Origin of the sequence: Streptomyces sp. NL15-2K (assembly GCF_030551255.1) — a bacterium.
Lineage (GTDB): Bacteria > Actinomycetota > Actinomycetes > Streptomycetales > Streptomycetaceae > Streptomyces.
In genome coordinates this window covers 12,029,231-12,047,970 of sequence record NZ_CP130630.1, presented here as the reverse complement: position 1 = coordinate 12,047,970, position 18,740 = coordinate 12,029,231, and the positions used below count along the sequence as shown (strand labels likewise).

General features: G+C 70.2%; 17 protein-coding genes. 10 read left to right on the top strand and 7 right to left on the bottom strand.

Features of this window, described 5'->3' with window-relative positions; genetic code table 11:
• Window positions 1-95: 95 nt before the first annotated feature.
• Window positions 96-1,577 carry a gluconokinase gene (locus tag Q4V64_RS52815; RefSeq protein ID WP_124437742.1) on the bottom strand — a complete coding sequence of 494 codons (1,482 nt, stop codon included), beginning with the start codon at window positions 1,575-1,577 and terminating at the stop codon, window positions 96-98.
• A 264-nt stretch (window positions 1,578-1,841) separates the two neighbouring features.
• Window positions 1,842-3,185 carry an MFS transporter gene (locus Q4V64_RS52810; protein ID WP_124437743.1) on the bottom strand — a complete coding sequence of 448 codons (1,344 nt, stop codon included), beginning with the start codon at window positions 3,183-3,185 and terminating at the stop codon, window positions 1,842-1,844.
• Window positions 3,186-3,386: 201 nt separating this feature from the next.
• Here Q4V64_RS52810 and Q4V64_RS52805 point away from each other — a divergent pair, with 201 nt between their 5' ends.
• The 4 genes from Q4V64_RS52805 to Q4V64_RS52790 all read left to right on the top strand — a co-directional run bounded on the left by Q4V64_RS52805 (window position 3,387) and on the right by Q4V64_RS52790 (window position 7,261).
• Window positions 3,387-4,271, top strand: coding sequence for an NAD(P)-dependent oxidoreductase (locus Q4V64_RS52805; RefSeq protein ID WP_124437744.1), 885 nt, complete (start codon window positions 3,387-3,389; stop codon window positions 4,269-4,271).
• Window positions 4,268-5,041 (top strand): SDR family oxidoreductase, encoded by a 774-nt coding sequence (locus Q4V64_RS52800; RefSeq protein ID WP_124437745.1) that lies wholly within the window; start codon window positions 4,268-4,270, stop codon window positions 5,039-5,041. The genes Q4V64_RS52805 and Q4V64_RS52800 overlap by 4 nt, the downstream gene beginning before the upstream one ends.
• A gap of 70 nt (window positions 5,042-5,111) precedes the next feature.
• Window positions 5,112-6,176 (top strand): L-idonate 5-dehydrogenase, encoded by a 1,065-nt coding sequence (locus Q4V64_RS52795; protein ID WP_124437746.1) that lies wholly within the window; start codon window positions 5,112-5,114, stop codon window positions 6,174-6,176.
• 80 nt (window positions 6,177-6,256) lie between these two features.
• Window positions 6,257-7,261 (top strand): D-glycerate dehydrogenase, encoded by a 1,005-nt coding sequence (locus tag Q4V64_RS52790; protein WP_124437747.1) that lies wholly within the window; start codon window positions 6,257-6,259, stop codon window positions 7,259-7,261.
• A 48-nt stretch (window positions 7,262-7,309) separates the two neighbouring features.
• Here the strand turns inward: Q4V64_RS52790 and Q4V64_RS52785 are convergent, their stop codons facing one another.
• Entirely contained in the window at window positions 7,310-7,942 is a 633-nt protein-coding gene (locus tag Q4V64_RS52785) for an MFS transporter (RefSeq protein ID WP_253266747.1), read from the bottom strand.
• 650 nt (window positions 7,943-8,592) lie between these two features.
• Between Q4V64_RS52785 and Q4V64_RS52780 the strand changes: the two genes are divergently transcribed.
• Both Q4V64_RS52780 and Q4V64_RS52775 read left to right on the top strand, forming a co-directional pair.
• Window positions 8,593-8,928, top strand: coding sequence for a hypothetical protein (locus Q4V64_RS52780; RefSeq protein ID WP_124437748.1), 336 nt, complete (start codon window positions 8,593-8,595; stop codon window positions 8,926-8,928).
• 36 nt (window positions 8,929-8,964) lie between these two features.
• Window positions 8,965-9,483, top strand: a complete 519-nt coding sequence (locus Q4V64_RS52775; RefSeq protein ID WP_124437749.1) for a hypothetical protein — start codon at window positions 8,965-8,967, stop codon at window positions 9,481-9,483.
• 57 nt (window positions 9,484-9,540) lie between these two features.
• On the opposite strand, the gene Q4V64_RS52770 is transcribed toward Q4V64_RS52775, so the two are convergent.
• Window positions 9,541-10,608, bottom strand: coding sequence for a LacI family DNA-binding transcriptional regulator (locus tag Q4V64_RS52770; protein ID WP_303715238.1), 1,068 nt, complete (start codon window positions 10,606-10,608; stop codon window positions 9,541-9,543).
• 321 nt (window positions 10,609-10,929) lie between these two features.
• Between Q4V64_RS52770 and Q4V64_RS52765 the strand changes: the two genes are divergently transcribed.
• The 4 genes from Q4V64_RS52765 to Q4V64_RS52750 are packed head-to-tail and all read left to right on the top strand — an operon-like array spanning window position 10,930 to window position 15,873.
• Window positions 10,930-12,231: an ABC transporter substrate-binding protein gene (locus tag Q4V64_RS52765; RefSeq protein WP_253266748.1), complete on the top strand. Its 1,302-nt coding sequence runs from the start codon at window positions 10,930-10,932 to the stop codon at window positions 12,229-12,231.
• A gap of 11 nt (window positions 12,232-12,242) precedes the next feature.
• Window positions 12,243-13,325: a sugar ABC transporter permease gene (locus tag Q4V64_RS52760; RefSeq protein ID WP_124437751.1), complete on the top strand. Its 1,083-nt coding sequence runs from the start codon at window positions 12,243-12,245 to the stop codon at window positions 13,323-13,325.
• Window positions 13,322-14,155 (top strand): carbohydrate ABC transporter permease, encoded by an 834-nt coding sequence (locus Q4V64_RS52755; protein WP_124437752.1) that lies wholly within the window; start codon window positions 13,322-13,324, stop codon window positions 14,153-14,155. Before Q4V64_RS52760 ends, Q4V64_RS52755 begins: the two co-directional genes overlap by 4 nt.
• 35 nt (window positions 14,156-14,190) lie before the next feature.
• Entirely contained in the window at window positions 14,191-15,873 is a 1,683-nt protein-coding gene (locus Q4V64_RS52750; RefSeq protein ID WP_124437753.1) for a glycoside hydrolase family 13 protein, read from the top strand.
• A 32-nt stretch (window positions 15,874-15,905) separates the two neighbouring features.
• Here the strand turns inward: Q4V64_RS52750 and Q4V64_RS52745 are convergent, their stop codons facing one another.
• The 3 genes from Q4V64_RS52745 to Q4V64_RS52735 form a co-directional block, all read right to left on the bottom strand.
• The gene (locus tag Q4V64_RS52745) at window positions 15,906-16,634 is read right to left on the bottom strand and encodes a cytochrome P450 (protein ID WP_124437754.1); all 729 of its coding nucleotides are present in this window, start codon (window positions 16,632-16,634) and stop codon (window positions 15,906-15,908) included.
• Between the two features lie 18 nt (window positions 16,635-16,652).
• Window positions 16,653-17,390 carry a cytochrome P450 gene (locus Q4V64_RS52740; RefSeq protein ID WP_253266750.1) on the bottom strand — a complete coding sequence of 246 codons (738 nt, stop codon included), beginning with the start codon at window positions 17,388-17,390 and terminating at the stop codon, window positions 16,653-16,655.
• A gap of 312 nt (window positions 17,391-17,702) precedes the next feature.
• Window positions 17,703-18,725, bottom strand: a complete 1,023-nt coding sequence (locus Q4V64_RS52735) for an NADP-dependent oxidoreductase (protein ID WP_124437755.1) — start codon at window positions 18,723-18,725, stop codon at window positions 17,703-17,705.
• Between the last annotated feature and the right edge of the window lie 15 nt (window positions 18,726-18,740).

The following is an 18,740-nucleotide window of genomic DNA, read 5'->3' as shown; positions in this document are numbered from 1 at the left end:
GGGCAGCGAGCCGCGCCTGCCCCGCCGCGGCGTTGACATGACCGTCCGCTGTGGAACGCGGCGGTACGGAGCGGGCGCTCCCAAAGCCACTGGCGCTACGCGGAGAAGTCCCGCAGCACGGCGTACAGCCGCTCGACCCGGGGCCGGGCGTCGGCCATGCGCCGGACGGCCACCGGGTCCGGCAGGACGGTTCGGTGTGGACGGGACCAGACGTCGGCGGGCAAGGCGGACAGGTCGGCCACAGCGCCGAGCGCGCGCCAGCCGAGAAGCCCGGCGCCGAATCCGGAGCCGGCGGTGTCGTCCGTGATCCCCAGCGGCATGTCGAGCGCCGCCGCGACGATCTCCGCCCACAGCGACGATCGCAGCGCTCCCCCCGTGGCCCGCACGGAGCCGACCGGCGCCCCGGCAGCGACCACCGAGTCCCGGACCAGGGCCAGTTGCTGCCCGACACCCTCGATCATGGCCCGTGTCATATGGGCCCTGTCGTGCCCGCGCCGCAGCCCGATCAGGGCGCCCCGGGCATCGGGGTCCCACCAGGGGGCGCGTTCGCCGAGGAGGTGCGGCAGCGCGATGAGGGCCTCGGAGCCGGGCTCGACCTCGGCAGCCTCCTTCAACAGGTCGGCCACGTCGATACCGCCGAAGGCCTCGGCGGCCCACTGGGCGACGACTCCGGCGTTGCTGACCGCCCCACCGAGCACCCACAGTCCGTCGGCGAGGTGATAGCAGAAGACGCGGCACCTGTCGTCCACGCCCGGCCGGTCGCGTAGGACGCGGAGCGCGCCGCTGGTACCCAGCGACAGCGCGGCCGTGCCGGGGGTGATGGCGCCGACCGCGAGGTTGGCGAGTGGCCCGTCTCCGGCGCCCGCGACCACGGGCAGCCCGGCGGGCAGGCCCAGCGCGGCGGCCGGCTCGGGCAGCAGCGGGAAGGTGGCGGTGGGCCGTACGAGGTCCGGCAGCCGCTCGCCGGCCACCCCGGCGGCCTCCAGTGCGGGACCGTGCCAGTCGGTGGTGCGGAGGTCCATCAGCCCGGTGGCGGAGGCACAGGAGTGGTCGGTGACCAGACGGCCGGTGAACCGGGCCAGCACGTAGTCCTTCATCCCGCACCACACGGCCGTACGCCGGCAGAGGTCCGGTTCGTGTGCGGCGAACCAGGCGAGTTTGGTCATGGGCGCCATGGGGTGCACCGGGGTGCCGGTCGCCCGGTGGAGTGCGTCCCCGCCCGCGGCCCGCAACCGGCGGGCCACGTCGGCCGAGCGAGTGTCGGCCCAACTCAGGGCAGGAGTCAGCGGTTCGACGGAGGAGTCGAGGGCGAGCAGGGTGTGCAGGGCCGCGCTGAAGGACAGGCCCCGCACGGCCAGGCCCAGGTGTGCGCAGTGTTCGGCACTCTCCCGCACCGCGTCGACCACCCCGGCCAGCACGGTGGCTGGGTCGTGGACGGCTGCGCCGTCCCGCCCGGTGCGCAGGGGGGCGGGGCGTTCGACGGTCGACACCGGGCGGTACGCGGCGTCCACCGCGACCACTTTGGTGGCCGTGGTGCCCAGGTCGATGCCGAGCACCACCTCGCCGACGTCGTTCATCGCGGTCTCCGTTTCGGCTTGGTTCCGTTTCGCTGGTGCCGGTTCGGCTTGGTTCCGGTTCGGCTTGGTTCCGGGCACGCCCGTCGGGTGGCTCGGCAGGGGATTGGCCGCGGTGCCCGCCCGGCGCCTCCGGCCGGGGAACACGGGGCGCGGGACGGGCGGCTGAGGGGGCGGATGGCCGCGTGGCCGACCTTGAGGTGCCCGTCCCGCGCCTGGCAGCAGGGACAAAGGGGGGCGCGGGACGGGCGGCGCGGGCCCGGAAGGTCAGCGGGCGTCGGCGGGGTCGGTGAGGTCCCGCCCGCGCGTCTCCGGGGTGGCGAAGGTCGTCAGGAAGGTGATGAGGGACAGCACGATCACGTAGCCGGCAAGTGGCCACCAGGAGTCGTTGAAAGCGAGGAGCAGGGTGGCTCCCAGCAGCGGAGCGACACCGCCGGCGATGATCGCGCTGACCTCCCGGCCGATGGCCACGCCCGTGTAGCGGTGCCGCGCGCCGAACAGCTCGGCCAGCAGGGCGCATTGGGAGCCGAGCATGCCGTTCACGCCGACGCCGATGCCGACGGTGATCACGGCGCAGATCAGCACCGTGTTGCCGGTGCTCATCAGCGCGAAGGCGGGGATGGCGAACAGGGCCTGGAAGAGCGCGGCCCAGCGGTACAGCGGGACGCGGCCGATGCGGTCGGACAGCATGCCGAACAGCGGGATGGTGATGACACCGGCGAGCGAGGCGCAGGCCACCGCGAGCGGGCCGACCGAGGCGGAGACGCCGACCACGGCGGTCACGTAGCTGATGCTGAAGGTGGAGTACAGGTAGGAGGTGCCGTTCTCAGCCATTCGCAGGCCGAAGGTGACGAACAGGTTCCGGCGGCTGTTGACCATGAGGTCGCGCAGCGGACGCTTGCTGACCTCTCCGTTTTCTTCCAGCTGCGCGAAGGCGGGGCTCTCCTCCAGCTTCAGCCGGATGTAGACCGCGACCACGATCAGTACCGCGCTCAGCAGGAACGGCACCCGCCACACCCAGCCGAGCAGGACGTCCTCGTCCAGCCGCGCGAGGGGGACGAACAGGGCGGTGGCGAGCAGCATGCCGACCTGGATCCCGACGAACGGGAGGGCGGCGTAGTAACCCCGTCTGTGGGGCGGGGCGTACTCGGCCATCAGGGTGGAGGCGCCCGCCTGTTCGGCTCCGGCACCGAAGCCCTGCAACAGCCGCAGCAGCATCAGCAGGACGGGGCTCCATATCCCTGCGGTCTGGTGGGTGGGCAGCAGCCCGATGGCGAAGGACGACCCGCCCATCAGCGCGACGGTGACGACCAGCACCGTCTTGCGGCCGTGCCGGTCGCCGAGCGAGCCGAAGAACAGACCGCCGAGGGGGCGGGCGAAGAAGCCGACAGCATAGGTGGCGAAGATGGCCACGAGCCCGACCGCGTCACCGAGCCCCGGGAAGAAGAGGTGCTTGAACACCAGCGCCGAGGCGGTGCCGTAGATGGCGAAGTCGTAGTACTCGAGGGCGCTGCCCACCGAACTCGTGAAGAGCGCGCGGCGGAGCCCCGGATCTTTGCGGGTGTCATCACCTTCGGCGGGCCGGGAGGATGTCGTCGTTGGCACCGTCATGGATGCCGCCCTTCCGTCTCACGGACGTGTCATACGCCGTTCATCTGGGGACGACGGGGACCGTAACAGCATGTGGCACCGAAGCCAATATGCTGTCCGGAACTGACGTCGAGTTTCCTCTTGACGTCACCAAGGTTGCCGATCAACAACCCTTCGGTCCAGTATGTTGTTCTCAGTACAGCATTTGGTTCAGGAGGTCAGGTGTCAGGACAACCGGAAGTAGGCATCGCAGGGCTCGGGGTCATGGGCTCCGCGATCGCTCGTCGACTGCTCGGGCGTGAACGCGCGGTGCGCGTCTACGACATCCGGCCGGAGGCCGTCGCAGAACTCACTCAGGACGGGGCCACCACGGCCGAGTCGCCCGCCCTGCTCGCCACGTCGGAAGTGGTGATCCTCTCCCTCAACACCGCCGAGGTCGTGGACCAGGTGGTCTTCGGACCCGACGGAGTGCTGAGCGCGGCACCGGACGGCGTGCTGGTGATCGACATGTCGAGTATCGACCCGGGACGCACCCACGAGTTCGCCGAGCGTGCCGCAAAGCTGGGCGCGGGCTGGGTCGACGCCCCGCTGTCGGGCGGTGCCCCGGCCACCGAGCGCGGCGAGCTGACCCTGATGCTCGGCGGCGACGAGGAGCACGTCGAACGCGCGCTGCCCGTCCTCGGCGCCCTGGCCTCCCGGCTGACGCATCTCGGCCCGGCCGGTTCCGGTCAGCTGGTGAAGTCCGTGAACCAGGTACTGGTCGGCTGCGGATTCGCCGCGCTCGCCGAGGCGGCCGCGCTGGTGCGGGCGGCCGGACTGCCGCCCCGGCAGGTGCTCACCGCGCTCAGCGGGGGCAGGGCCGACTCGGCGCTTGTGCAGGAGTTCTTCGTGAAGTTCGCCGACGCCGACCTCTCCCCCACCGGACGCGTGAGCAACATGGTCAAGGACCTGGAGGCCGCCCGCGACTACGCGCGCTCGGCCGGTGTGCCGCTGCCGGTCACGACAGCCGTCGCCGAATTGCACCGCTGGCTCACCGCGGCCGGGCACGGCGACGCCGACAACGCCGCGCTGATGCACTACTACGCTCCCCTGGAGGTACGGCCGTGAAGGCTCCCGCCCTGTTCGATCTCGCCGGGCGCCGGGCCCTGGTGACCGGCTCCAGCAAAGGCATCGGTGCCGCCCTCGCCGCCGGCCTGGCCGAGGCGGGTGCCGAACTGGTCCTCAACGGTCGTGACACCGGGGCACTGGAGCGCGCCCGGGAGGAACTGGCCGAACGCACCGGGGCCAAGGTGCACGCGGCGGCCTTCGACGTCACCGACGAGAGTGCCGTACGGCGGGCGGTCCGGGAGATCGAGGACGGCATCGGCCCGTTGGACATCCTCGTCAACAACACCGGCGTGCAGCACCGCGAGCCGATGCTGGAGGTCTCGGCGGAGACCTTCGAGCGGGTGCTGCACACCAACCTCACCAGCGCCTTCCTCGTCGGCCGCACGGTCGCCGCCGGGATGGTGGAGCGCGGCCACGGAAAGATCGTCAACATCTGTTCCGTACAGACCTGGCTGGCCAGGCCCGGCATCGCCGCGTACGCGGCGTCCAAGGGTGGCCTGGCGATGCTGACGCGCAGCATGTGCGCGGAGTGGGCCGGTTCGGGGCTCACCGTCAACGCCCTCGCTCCCGGGTACGTGGTCACCGAGCTGACCCGCCCGTTGGTGGAGGACGTCGCCTTCGACTCGTGGATCCGGGGCCGCACCCCGGCCGGCCGCTGGGCCTCGGTCGAGGACCTCGTCGGCACGCTGGTGTGGCTCGCCGCTCCGGCGTCGGACTTCGTCAACGGTCAGGTGATCGCCGTCGACGGCGGGCTGACCGCGGTCGTCTGAATCACCGTCACCCACTGCACGCAACCAATCGAAGCAGCCGAAGCCGTTCGGCGGAGAGCGGGACGAGGACATGAACGACAGGGACTCAGCGACGATGCGGGCCGTGGTGGCGCACGGCGCGGGCGACCTGCGCCTGGAGGAGCGCCCGGTACCGGCGCCGGGCCCCGGCGAGGTCGCGGTCGAGATCCGGTACGGCGGCATCTGCGGCTCGGACCTGCACTACTGGCGCCACGGAGCGGTCGGGGAGTTCCGGCTGCGCGAACCGCTGGTGCTGGGCCACGAGATCGTGGGCCGGGTCCGGGAGACGGGCCCCGCCACCCAGGCACCACCGCCGGGAACACCGGTGGCCGTTCACCCGCTGGCATCCTGCGGCAGCTGCCGGCAGTGCCTCGCCGGGCGGCGCAACACCTGCCTCGACACCGGCTACCTCGGCAGCGCGGCCCGGAACCCCCACGTACAAGGCGGCTTCGCGGACGTCCTCGTGGTGCCCGCCGAGCGGGTGCTTGAGCTGCCCGCGGGGCTGGACCTGAGGCTGGCCGCGGTGGCCGAGCCGGCCGCGGTCGCGTGGCACGCCGTACGGCAGGCCGGCGAGGTACGCGGCAAGCGGGTACTGGTCACCGGCGCGGGGCCCATCGGCTGCCTGGTGGTCGCGGCGCTGCGGGCCGCCGGCGCGGCCGAGATCACCGTGACCGACGTGCACGAGGCTCCGCTGGCCGTCGCCGAACAGGTGGGCGCCACGTCGACCGTGCGGGTCGGCGCCGGCTCCGCCGACGGGCTGGACGAACTCGCCGCGGACATCGCGATCGAGTCCTCGGGCAACCCGGCCGGACTGCGCACCTGCGTGTACGGAGTCGACCGGGGCGGCCTGGTGGTGGGCCTCGGTCTGCTGCCGCCCGGGGACACGCCGGTGGCCGCCAACGCCCTGATCACACGGGAGCTGCGACTCGTCGGCTCCTTCCGCTTCGACGACGAACTCAGCGAGGTCCTTCCGGCATTGGCCGACGGCCGTCTCCCGGTGGAGCCGGTGGTCACCTCAGTACTGCCGGTGGCCCATACGCAGGAGGCCTTCGAGCTCGCGGCCGACCCCGCCCGCTCCTGCAAGGTACTGCTGGACTTCGGCGAGATGAGCGACTGACAACCGCCGCGCAGCACCGGGCCGGCCCATCGCCCGGTCCCCGGTTTCGTCCCCATCCCCCACGTCGTAAGGAGCTCAACATGTCCGGCCCACCCGCCCGCCGCCCCCGCGTCGCGGTCAGCCGTACCGCCCTGCCGGGAGGCGGCGTCGAGCGCCTCGCCACCCGCTTCGACGTCACCGCCTGGACGGGCACGCGGCCACCGGCACCCGCCGAGCTGGCCGGGCTCGTCCAGGGCTGTGAGGGACTGCTCGTCCTCGGCAGCGACCGCGTCGACGCCGCGCTGCTCGACGCGGCAGGACCGGATCTGCGGGTCGTGGCCCTCGCGTCGATGGGCTACGACGCCGTCGACGTGGCGGCCGCCGCGGAGCGCGGCGTCGTCGTCACCCACACGCCCGACGTGCTGGCGGACACCACCGCCGACGTGGCGATGGCGCTGATCCTGATGGCCCGGCGCCGCCTGCCCGCCGCCATGGACGCGCTGCGCCGCGGGGAGTGGGGCGCCTTCCGCATGGACGCCTTCCTCGGCCTCGACGTACACGGCGCCACCCTCGGGCTGATCGGCTACGGCCAGATCGCCCGCGCCGTTGCCCGCAGAGCTGCCGGATTCGGCATGCGGGTACAGCACCACCACCCCCGGCGCAGGGAGGACGACGAGCTGTCCCGCTGGGTGCCGTTCGACGAACTGCTGCGGACCAGCGACGTGGTGTCCGTGCACACACCTTTGACGGAGGAGACCAAGGGCATGATCGGCACGGCCGAACTGGCCCTGATGAAACCGACCGCGACCCTGGTCAACACCGGCCGCGGAGGGGTCGTCGACGAGGAGGCCCTCCTGACGGCACTACGCCGCGGGGAGCTCCACTCGGCAGGGCTGGACGTCATGACCGACGAGCCGCGTACGGACCCGTCCGACCCCCTGCTCGCCGAACCGCACCTGGTGGTGCTGCCGCACGTGGGCTCGGCAACCGAGGCGACCCGCGCGGCCATGGTGGACCTCGCCGCCCGCAACGTAGAGGCAGTTCTGCACGGCCACCCGGCGCCCACGCCTCTCCCGGGCACCCCGAGCCTGCCCAGGCGGATGTAAGTGTCGTTGGTGAACCGCAACTCCAGCATGTGGGGGAACCCCTGCCACTCAACGACATCCCGGTCGTCGCGCTCGGCGCCTGCATCCCTCCGGGATGGTGCTGTGGTTGATCATCATGGCCGTGGCCACGACCCGGCCGAGCATGTGCGGCGGGCAGTAGGTCTGCCGGAAGCTTCCGACCACGACGTTGGCCACGAAGATGCCGACCCCGACGAGGAAGGCGCCCATCGCGAACAGCAGCAGCCCCGGCCCCGCCGTGGTCATCGGTAGGAGCAGCGCGAACGGCGCGGTGGCGACCTGCAGGAGAAGCAGCCCGCGCGCGGTGCCGAACCGCCGGCTGACCCTGGTGGCCACCAGCGCGCCCACGATGCCGCCGACGCTGCCGCTGGTCAGCAGCAGCCCCACCATGGCCGGGTTCAACCCGACGGTGCGCACCAGGAACACGACCTGCACCGCCTGGTAGCCCATCAACGCCATGTTGATGACGGCACCCCACGTGACCATCGCCCGCAGGTACCGGTCCCGGCCCACGAAGCGGAGCCCTTCGATGATCTGGCGTCGCAGGGGCGCTGGTTCCTCGTCGGAAAGGCGGTTCGGCTCGACCACCCCGATCCGCTTCAGACAGACCGCTGAGACCGGGAACGTCACCGCGTCGGCCACGAGCCCGGTGACCGGGCCCAACGCCTGGGCGAGCAGTCCCGCCGCCCCCGGGCCCGGCGACCTGGGTGGCGGCCTCGCCGCCCTGCAGCTTGGCGTTTCCCTCCAACAGGTCGCGGCCGTCGAGCACGATCCGGATGTACGAGTGGTAGGCGGCGTTGAAGCACACCGCCGCGGTGCCGCAGATCAGCGCGACGACGACCAGGTGCCGGAGTGTGAGCACGTCGAGCCACGCCGCCAGAGGAATGCTCAGCAGTGCCGCGCCGGACAGCAGGTCGCAGGCGATCATGAGTGGCCGTTTGCGGGTCCGGTCCACCCATGCGCCCACTGGCAGGCCCACCAGGAGCCAGGGCAGTCACACGGCCGCGGCGAGCAGACCGACGGCGGTGGAGGTGGCGTCCAACTCCGCGACCGCGATCAGCGGCAGGGCGACCGCGGTGATGCTGTTCCCCAATCCGCTCACGGTCTCGCCCGTCCAGAGCAGACGGAAATCCCGTTGGGCGAAAACTCCCCAGCGCGTTCGAGGCCGGTCCGGTGCGCGGACTCGGTCCCGCCCTCAAGGAACGCGCTGCACGGCTGGAGGCGATCGAATTCCAGAGCTGGCAGGGCACTTCGATCGCCCGCACCGAGTTGGGGCCGACTGTGCACGGCTTTTCGGTGCTCCGTGCTAGAGCGTGCACCGGGCGCATCTGCACGCGTCGCTGCTGGAACGCTCCGAGCCCGCCGGACTCCGGCTGAGCCACCGGCTGCTGCGGGCGGAGGAATCCGGGGACCGGGTGCGCTTGGTGTTCGAGGACGGCACCGCCCATGAGGCCGACGTCGTGGTGGGCGCCGACGGCATTCACTCCGTTCACGCCGCCGACCGTGTCCGTCACTGGGCGCTGCACGACCGCGAACCGCTGCACAGGTGGTCAACGGACCGGCTGACCTTGCTCGGTGATGCCGCGCACCCGCTGTCGCACGCTGCTCCCGGGAAAATCCTGTCCTGCTGCACGCCGACGCGCCTTTAGCATGCGAGACCGTTTGTTGAACCAGCTAGGGGGGCCATGGAACACGACTGGCAGGTCTATGCGGACAACGCCATCGCATGGGCACGGCGAGGTCTGGGAACGACCGCTTACACCTCGCTGTGTCTGGCTTTTGTGGAGGACGCCTACGAACGACCCAACCACTTGGAGATCTTCGGTGGCGACTTCGCCCGCGAGTCCGCTGAGCTCTACGGGGCGCGGAACAGCTCCGGCACGCCTCCGACCGGTGCCTTCGTCTTCTACGACAACACCGGCGAGTTGCTCGGCCGACGGCAGAACTGGGGCCATGTGGGGCTGTGCATCGGTGATGGCCAGGTCATCCGTGCCTGGGACCGAGTAAGGATCGACCACTGTCTGGAGATTCAGAACCTGGTGGCGCCTTCGGGCTGGGACTCCCCCCGCTGGATCGGATGGGCACCGGTCGAGCGCATCTTCCAGGGATGCCGACCCAAGGACTGGACGGACGTCGGCGACGCGGCCGCCGCCGCACAGCGCATGGCAGCAGCCAGATTCGGTGACGGATCCGGGCAGATGTGAACGCCGTGGGCCTCCGGGCCGGCGGTGCTCACCTCGCCCCGTGCCGCCGCGGGTCCGTCACCCGTACGGCCGTTCGCCGCCGGCGGTTTGCTCCTGCTGAGGGGCCGGCGGCGGAGCGGTCGTGGCCCGGGGGATCACCTGGGTGGGCAGGACGATGTGCCGCTTGTGGTCCGCGGCCGCGTCGTTGATGAGCTTCAGGGCAAGTTCGCCGGCCACGTGCCCCATGGTCGAGGGCAGTTGGGCCACCGTGGACAGGTCGGCCCACTCGGCCATGGGCTGGTCGTCGAAGCCGAGGACGGACATCCGCCCGGGTACCTCGATCTGCGTTCGGAGCAAGGTAGAGATGACGGAGACGGCCAGTTCGTCCTGCTCGGCGAAGAGGGCGGTGGGCGGTTCCCGCAGGCTCAGCAGCTTCCCGACCGCCTCCAGTGTGGCGCGCCTGTCCTGAGCCTGGGCCGACACCACCAGGTCGTCGTCCGGGGGGATGCCCGCCTCGGTGAGCGCCTGGCGGTAGCCGAGCAGCCGCTCGTGCGAGCTGAAGGTGAAGCCGCTGGCGCCCACCGTCGTGATGAAGGCGATCCGCCGGTGCCCGAGGTTCAGCAGATACCGGGTGCCCTCGCAGGCTCCGGCCACGTCGTCGACGTACACGCTGGGGCGGCCCTCGACGTGCTGGCTGACGTAGATGACCGGCATCCCGAGGTCATCCAGGCGCGCGCTCTCCTCTTCGGTGAGGTCGAAGGAGAACACGAGCAGGGCGTCGGCGTTCCGGCGGGCGGGGAGATGCTCGAAGAACGAGGCGCGCTCGGCCAGGTCGGGGATGACGTAGACGGACAGCTGCATGTCGGCCGCGCGCAGCAGCGGACCCAGGCTGGACAGCGCCGAGCCCATGAACCACGAGGTGAGCGTGGGCACGAGCACTGCCACCACCCCGGTCCTGCCGGTGACCAGACTCGCGGCCTGCCGCGAGACCGCGAAGTTCAGTTCACGGGCGGCCTGTTCGACCCGGGCACGGACCTCCGGTGAGACGGTCGGCAGGCCGCGCAGGGTGCGCGAGACGGTGGACGGGGAGACCCCGGCCCGTTCGGCGACATCAGTCATCGTGGGGTGCCGCTGAGCTGGAGGCATGAGCGGACGCTAACACGGCTGACCCTTCTCAGAGGCGCGGCTGTGACAGCGCTGTCATCGCCCCCTCCGAAGACATGAGAGCCGAATACCGCAGCAAAAGCCGCATAAAGGGCACAGTATTCGATTAATCCTTGCCCGCATTACCGGGAATTTGCGGATTGTTTTCCCCAGGTTGCACGCCTGTCATGCAAACGTTGCCACGGCGGAGTCGAAGCCGTCCCCATGAAGTCTTCCATTCAGGGCTTTGACCTGCGCTTTCTTCCACAGAACCCCGTGACGACACAGTCACGGCTCCGGTTCCGCACGACCAGGAGAGAGACCGTGCAGAAGATCAGGACCACCAGAGTCCTTCAGTGTTCGGCAACGCTCGTCGCCGCCGGGCTGTTGCTCACCGCCTGCGGCTCGTCCGGCGGCAGCAGCTCCGCGGCGCCGGCCCAGAACACGTCCTTCAAGGGACGTGGGCCCATCACGTACGTGGCCGGCAAGGACACCACCGGCACCGTGCAGACGATCATCAACCGCTGGAACAAGCTGCACCCGAAGGAGAAGGTCACCTTCATCCAGCTGCCGACGGATGCCGACTCGCAGCGACAGCAGATGATCCAGAACGCGGAGACGAAGTCCGACGCCTACACGGTGCTCGCCACCGATGTCGTGTGGACGTCGGAGTTCGCCGCCCACCAGTGGATCGAGCCCCTGCCCGCGAACCAGTTCCCGCTGCGGAAGATGCTGCAGCCGGTGGTGGAGACGGCGAAGTACCGCGGCAATCTGTACGCGGTCCCGGCCAGTTCGAACGGCGGCATGCTGTTCTACCGCAGCGACCTGCTGAAGCAGGCCGGCATCACCCAGCCCCCCTCCACCTGGGCGGAGATGACGGCCGACTGCGCCAAGGTGGAGAAGCTGCCCGAGGCCAAGAACATGTCCTGCTACGCCGGGCAGTTCCAGAAGTACGAGGGCCTGACGGTGAACTTCGCCGAGGCCGTGAACTCCGCGGGCGGTCAGATCACCGACGCGAACGGCAAGCCGGACGTCGACACCCCGCAGGCGAAGAAGGGCCTGGACTTCCTCGTCAACTCCTTCAAGGACAAGACGATCCCGAAGGAGGCCATCACCTACCAGGAGGAGGACGGCCGTCAGGCGTTCCAGGCCAAAAAACTGGTATTCCTGAACAACTGGCCGTACGTGTACGCCCTGGCGCAGAAGAGCGAGATCGCGGGCAAGTTCGCGGTCGCACCGCTGCCCGGCCTGAACGGGCCCGGCACATCCAGCCTCGGCGGTTCCAACCTGGCCCTGTCGTCCTTCGCCAAGAACAAGGCGACGGCCCTGGACTTCATGAAGTTCTTCAGCAGCGAGCAGAGCGCGAGCTACTTCCTGAAGAACGCTTCCCTCGCCCCGCCGTACGCGGACCTCTACAACGACACGGCGCTGGACAAGCAGTATCCGTACCTGCCCGTCCTCAAGCAGTCCATCACGCATGCCGTGCCGCGCCCGCGGGTCGTGCAGTACGGCGATGTGACGTCGGCGATCCAGCAGGAGGTCTACGCCGCGCTGACCGGAAAGAAGAGCAGCGCCCAGGCGCTGAAGGATCTGCAGGCGGACCTGCAGAAGCTGACGGCGCAGTGAGGAGTGGGGTGATGGCCGACACCAAGGTCCCGCCCGGAACCGCCGCACCCGACTCCGGCAGCGCGCCCGGCAGCCGTACCGGGCGGCCCTCCTCGCCGCCGAAGGCCGGCCGCACACGAGCCCGTGCGACCGCGGGCACGGGGCGGCTGGCCGCGCTGCTCGTCTCCCCTACGCTCCTGGTGCTGACGATCGTCGTGATCTATCCGACGATCATGGCGCTGAACGAGTCGCTGTACGGGCCGAAGGGGCTGGACCCGAAGACCGGTTTCATCAGCAACACCGAGCCGTTCGTCGGACTGAGGAACTACACCGACATCTTCACCCAGGCCGGGGACCGATTCTGGAACGCCTTCTGGAACACCACGCTCTTCACCGTCGTCACGGTGTCGCTGGAGACGGTGATCGGTGTGGCCATGGCACTGATCATGGCCAAGGCGTTCCGGGGCCGGGCCCTGGTGCGGGCCGGCATCCTCGTGCCCTGGGCGATTCCCACGGCCATCTCCGGCCTGCTGTGGCGGTGGATCTTCAACGCCGACGGAATCGCCAACGTCCTCATCGGACATCAGGTCCTGTGGACCGCCGACGGCTTCCAGGCCAAGATCGCGGTCATCATCGCCGAAGTGTGGAAGACCTCCCCCTTCATCGGGCTGCTGGTCCTGGCCGGCCTCCAGGTGATCCCGAAGGAGGTCTACGAGGCCGCCCGGATCGACGGGGCCGGTGCCCTGGCCCGGTTCTGGCGCATCACCCTGCCGCTGGTGAAGCCCGCGCTGCTGGTGGCGGTGCTGTTCCGGTGCCTGGACGCACTGCGGATGTTCGACCTGCCGTACATCCTCATCGGCGCGCAGAAAGGCTCGGTGGAAACCCTGTCGATGCTCGCGCAGAACGAAGCCTCCAACGTCCGCTTCGGACCGGCCTCCGCCTACGCGGTGCTCCTCTTCCTCTACGTCTTCCTCATCGCGCTCGCCTTCGTCCGGCTGCTGGGCGCCGATCTCGTCGGCGAAGCCGGCGATGCAGGCGGCGCCAAGCGCCGACGCGCGGCCCGGGGCAGGCGCCGAGCCCTTCCGGCGCCGCGCCGTGCGGAGGTGACGGCATGACCCTCACGGCCAAGTGGCGTCAGTGGCTGCCCTACGTGGGTGTCGCCGCCGTGGTGGCCTACTGCCTGGCCCCCTTCTACTGGATGCTGGTCTCCAGTCTGCGGCGCAGCACCGACATCTTCAGCACCTCGCTGTTTCCCCATCCGCTGTCGTTCGAGAACTACCGTGCGGTGTTCAGCCCGTCCCAGGGGTTCTCGCGCGCGCTGCTCAACAGCCTGATCGTCGCCGGCGTCACCACCGCGCTGTCGCTGCTGCTGGCCACGTTCACGGCATACGCGATGGCCCGGCTGGAGTTCCGGTTCAAGCGACTGATCCTCACGTTGATCATCGCCACCTCGATGTTCCCGGTGGTGTCGATCGTGGTGCCGCTGCTGAAGCTGTTCACGAACATCGGCTGGATCAACACCTATCAGTCCATGATCGTGCCCAGCATGTCCTTCACGCTGCCGCTGGCGGTGTGGAACCTGACCACGTTCTTCCGGCAGATGCCGGAAGAGTTGGAGCACGCAGCCATGGTCGACGGCTGCACCCGCGGCCAGGCGTTCCGCAAGATCATCATCCCGCTCGCCGCCCCGGGCATCTTCACCACCGCGATCATCGTCTTCATCGCCGCCTGGAACGAGTTCCTCATCGCCCTGTCGATGACCAACAAGCCCGGCATGCAGACCGCGACGGTCGCCATTTCGAAGTTCAGCGGCGCCACGTCGTACCAGACCCCGTACGGCAGCCAGATGGCGGCGGGCGTCCTGGTCACCGTCCCCCTGGTGATCATGGTGCTCGTCTTCCAGCGCCGCATCGTCGCCGGACTCACCTCGGGCGCGGCCAAGTAGCCACCCGTCCAAGGCCCAAGGAGAACCACAGCAATATGCCCAGCACCGCACCGTGGTGGCGAAGCGCCGTCATCTACCAGGTCTACATCCGCAGTTTCGCCGACGGGGACGGTGACGGCGTCGGCGACATCGCCGGCATCCGCTCCCGTCTGCCGTATCTCAAGTCGCTCGGCGTCGACGCCCTCTGGATCAACCCGTGGTACAAGTCGCCGATGGCGGACCACGGTTACGACGTGGCGGACTTCCGTGAGATCGACCCGCTGTTCGGCAGCCTGGCGGAGGCGGAACAGCTCATCGAGGAGGCGCACCGGCACGGGATCCGCGTCATCCCCGACATCGTGCCCAACCACACCTCCGACCAGCACGCGTGGTTTCGGGCGGCGCTGGCGGCCGGACCGGGCAGCCCGGAGCGGGAACGCTACGTCTTCCGCCCCGGCCGTGGACCGGGCGGCGGCGAACCGCCCAACGACTGGGTCTCCTGCTTCGGCGGTCCGGCCTGGACGCGGCTGCCCGACGGGCAGTGGTATCTGCATCTGTTCGCCCCTCAGCAGCCGGACCTCAACTGGGAACACCCCGAGGTGCGGGCGGAGTTCGAGTCGATCCTGCGGTTCTGGTTCGGCCGGGGCGTGGACGGGTTCCGCATCGACGTCGCCCATGGCCTCGTCAAGGACCCCGAGTTGCCCGACCTGCCGCCCCGTGAGGAGCCGGCGGGGGTGCTGGGGCCGCTCTCCCGCCGGGACGAGGCGGACGCCGCGAACCGGATACGGCGGCATCTCGACCACCCGCACTGGGACCGCGACGAAGTGCACGACATCTACCGCGCGTGGCGCAAGGTGGCCGACGAGTTCCCCGGCGACCGGTCCTTCGTGGCCGAGGCCTGGGCGGACACCCCCGAGCGGCTCGCCGCCTACGTCCGCCGGGACGGGCTGCACACAGCGTTCAACTTCGATTTCCTGATGGCGAGTTGGGACGCGAAGGACCTGCGTTCGGTCATCGACGACTCGCTCGCGATGCTCGGTGCGGTGGGGGCGCCGGCCACCTGGGTGCTCTCCAACCACGACGTCATGCGCCACCCCAGCCGCTACGGCCGCAAAACCGTCAAGCGGTGGGTGGCCAACGAGCCGTACCGGCCCGAAGGTCCACCGGATCTGGAACTGGGCCGGCGACGCGCCCGTGCGGCCGCCCTGCTGATGCTCGCCCTGCCCGGCGGCGCCTACATCTACCAGGGCGAGGAGCTCGGCCTGCCGGAGGTCGAGGACCTGCCCGAGGCCGTGCTCCAGGACCCGATCTGGGAACGGTCCGGGCACACCGACCGCGGACGCGACGGCTGCCGGGTGCCGCTCCCCTGGTCCGGGCGGAGCGAGCCGTACGGCTTCAGCCCGGCGGGTGCCGCCGCGGCGCCCTGGCTGCCGCAACCGGCGAACTGGGGCGAGTTCAGCGTTCAGGCACAGACCGGTGACGAGACATCGATGCTGGAGCTGTACCGCGCCGCCCTGCGGCTGCGCCGTGAGCTCCCCGCGCTCGGCGATGGCACCCTGACCTGGCTGGAAGCCCCTGACGGGGTCCTCGCCTTCCGTCGCGCACCGGGCTTCGCCTGCGTCGTCAACCTCTCGGCCGAGGCGCACCCTCTGCCCGGGCACACCTCCCTCCTGCTCTCCAGCGGCCCCGTGGAAGGCGGTGTACTGGCACCGGACCACGCGGCCTGGCTCGCGCTGTAGCAGCCCGGACGCTTGTGCGGAGCGCTCGGCGGTCAGCCCGAGGCCGCTGCCGGCTCGTCCGGTGCCGGCGGTTGGGGTCGGCGGGCTGGTGTGGTGGTGTTGTCCGCCGCCGGTGTGGGCATCCGGTGGAACGCCATGGTCATGGTGTCGGGCTTGACGGTGACGACGGCTTTCGCGCGGGGAGGGCGGGAGGTGAGTTCGAGGCGGGGCCAGAGTTGCAGGACGGTCGCCAGGATGATGTGCAACTCGCTCCAGGCGAAGTTCTCGCCGATGCACTTGCGGCGTCCGTCGCCGAACGCCAGGAAGGAACCGCGGGTGGCCGGGGCGCGCTCGGGCGTCCAGCGGTCCGGGTCGAAGAGCCCGGGCTGCGGGAAGTAGTCGGCGTCGTGCTGGTGGAGGTATGGGCTCCAGACGACGTCGGCCCCTTCGGGTATGCGGTGGCCGCCCAGGTCGACGTCCTGGGTGGCGGTCCTCGTCACCATCCACGCCGGTCCGTACTTGCGGACGGCCTCCTGGAGCACCTTGCGGACGTACGGGAGTTGGTCCAGGTCGGCGTAGCGCAAGGGGCGATCCGGGCAGACCGAGGCCAGTTCGTCGCGCAGGCGTTGTTCGATCCAGTGCCCCAGCAGGCAACGTTTGCCCGTTAAGGAGCGGCGTCCGGTGCGTGCTCTCGGCGTGCCGGCCGGAAGCCCTCGTACTGGACGTACTTGGGCTTTCGGCCGGTGCGGCGAGAGTACGTGCCGGGCGTCGCGACGGGGCAAACGTTGCCTGCTGGGGCACTAGGGGTTGCCGGCGATCTCGTACAGGGTCCAGGCCAGCGTGGTGCCGGTTGTCTCGATCGCGCCGGTCAGCAGCGTGATGACCTCGTCCTGCAACTGCTGCCGCGTCAGCGGGTCCTCGGCGGTCAGCAGGGTGGTGAACAGCCCCTCGCGTTCCTGCGCCGGTGCGGCGTGCGGGCAGCCCACAGGCTCGGTCGGGGTGTCCGCGGATTCGGAGGGCGGATACGGTGCCCGGCTGGTGTGATGGTCGATGGCCTGGTCGATGAGGGCACGCAACCGGGCGACGCGCTCCGCGTGGGCGCGGTTGGCGGGCAAGGGCAGACGGGTGACCCAGGGGGGAAGGACGGTCTGACGGATCGTCCCCTTCATGATCGCGGGCATGAGGGCGGTGAACTCGCCCTGGAGGTGCGCGGGGAGGTCCGTGTCGAACAGGGCGACGAGGAACGCGGCGAGCGTGATGTCGTTCATGTCGGCGTACACGTCACGGGGTTCGGCTTCGTCCCATGCGCTGATCATCGCTCTGACCTGCTCGATCATGGCGGTGCCGCGGGTGGCGATATGCGCCTTGTTGAACATCGGCTGCATCAGGCGGCGGTTGCGCAGATGAGTGTCGCCGTCGGCGACGGTGGCGAGTCCGTCGCCGAAGAAGACCCGCAGCGCGTCGATGATCTTGCCGCCCTTGGCGAAGTGCACGGCGTCCGTGACGAGGACTCGGCGGGTCAGGGCGGGGTCGGTCACGACATACGCGGGAGTGGGACCTATGCGTATCCGCACCACGCTGCCATGCCGGCGCAGCGAGGTGATGAAGGCAACGGGTCGCGGGTGAGCCGGTGGCGTGGCCGATGAGAGGGAGGGCTCCCGGAGCAGTGGGGGTGGAGGCGGCTGTGGCAGGCGAGGCGTTCACGGCGCTTGGCACTCCTCGAGTGGGGGTGCTTGCGGCCGATGCACGCCCAAGGTCGGGCGGCGGAATGCCTCCCCGGAGTGATCACTGCGTCACACAGGGCACCGCTGAGCCCGGCGCAGGCTCGCGTGGCGCGCCGGGCCGGCGGCTCAGTTCGCGGACGGGGCCTGCGTGCGGTCCCGCACGATGATCTTGCCGGTGTTCTCACCGCGCAGCATTCCCAGGAACGCGTCCACGATGTACTCGAACCCGTCGACCACCGTCTCGTCCAGCCTGAGCCGGCCGCTCTGCAGATGCGGTACCGCGAACTCGTACAACTCCTCCTGCACATCACGGTAGTTGCGGACCAGGAAGCCCTCCATGCGGATGCTCTTCTCCACGATGTCCGCCTGGTTGAAGCGCGGCGGTGGCGCGTCGAGGGTGTTGTACTGGCTGATCGTGCCGATGCGGACGATGCGCCCGAACTCGCGCAATGCTCCCACCGCCGCGGCCAGTTGCTCACCGCCGACATTGTCGACGAACACGTCGATGCCGTCCGGCGCGACCTTGGCGAGCAGATCGGCTGCGGGCCCGTCGTGGTAGTCGAAGACGGCGTCATAGCCCACTTCCCGCGTGAGGTGGTCGGCCTTCGCTGCCGAGCCCGCGCTGCCCACGAGCCGCCCGGCCCCGAGCAGTCCGGCGAATCGCCCGGTCGCCGTGCCGACCCCACCCGCGGCGGCCGACACGAACAGGTCCTCGCCCTCCTGGAGCCGGGCGATCCGGGTCAAGCCCACGTAGGCGGTCAGGCCGGTGCCGCCGAGGAGGCTCAGGTACGCGGTCAGGGGCACCCCGTCGAAGCGGGGCAACTGCCGGATCTCCTCGGGAGTGACCACCGCGTGCGTGCGCCAGCCCTGCCGGTGGAAGACGATCTCACCCTCGGACAGGCGAGGCGTGCGCGAGGCGATGACCCGCCCGATGGTGCGGCCCTCCAGCGGTGCGCCGAGCACGAAGCCGCCGGGCACGTCGTCCATCATCTCGCGGTGATAGGGGTCGACGGACCAGTAGAGGTTTTCCACCAGCGCGCTGCCGGGCGCGGGTTCGGGAAGCTTGGACTCGACGAAGGCGAAGTGCTCGGCGGTGGGAAAGCCGTGGGGGCGGGCGGTCTGATGCACGGTGAGCGCGGTCTCGTTCATGAGCAGGCACCGTAG

Coding starts and splice junctions, on each gene's coding strand:
- Q4V64_RS52815 (WP_124437742.1), bottom strand. CDS start 1,577: ATGAACGACGTCGGCGAGGTGGTGCTCGGCATCGACCTGGGCACCACG.
- Q4V64_RS52810 (WP_124437743.1), bottom strand. CDS start 3,185: ATGACGGTGCCAACGACGACATCCTCCCGGCCCGCCGAAGGTGATGAC.
- Q4V64_RS52795 (WP_124437746.1), top strand. CDS start 5,112: ATGAACGACAGGGACTCAGCGACGATGCGGGCCGTGGTGGCGCACGGC.
- Q4V64_RS52790 (WP_124437747.1), top strand. CDS start 6,257: ATGTCCGGCCCACCCGCCCGCCGCCCCCGCGTCGCGGTCAGCCGTACC.
- Q4V64_RS52775 (WP_124437749.1), top strand. CDS start 8,965: ATGGAACACGACTGGCAGGTCTATGCGGACAACGCCATCGCATGGGCA.
- Q4V64_RS52770 (WP_303715238.1), bottom strand. CDS start 10,608: ATGCCTCCAGCTCAGCGGCACCCCACGATGACTGATGTCGCCGAACGG.
- Q4V64_RS52760 (WP_124437751.1), top strand. CDS start 12,243: ATGGCCGACACCAAGGTCCCGCCCGGAACCGCCGCACCCGACTCCGGC.
- Q4V64_RS52755 (WP_124437752.1), top strand. CDS start 13,322: ATGACCCTCACGGCCAAGTGGCGTCAGTGGCTGCCCTACGTGGGTGTC.
- Q4V64_RS52750 (WP_124437753.1), top strand. CDS start 14,191: ATGCCCAGCACCGCACCGTGGTGGCGAAGCGCCGTCATCTACCAGGTC.
- Q4V64_RS52735 (WP_124437755.1), bottom strand. CDS start 18,725: ATGAACGAGACCGCGCTCACCGTGCATCAGACCGCCCGCCCCCACGGC.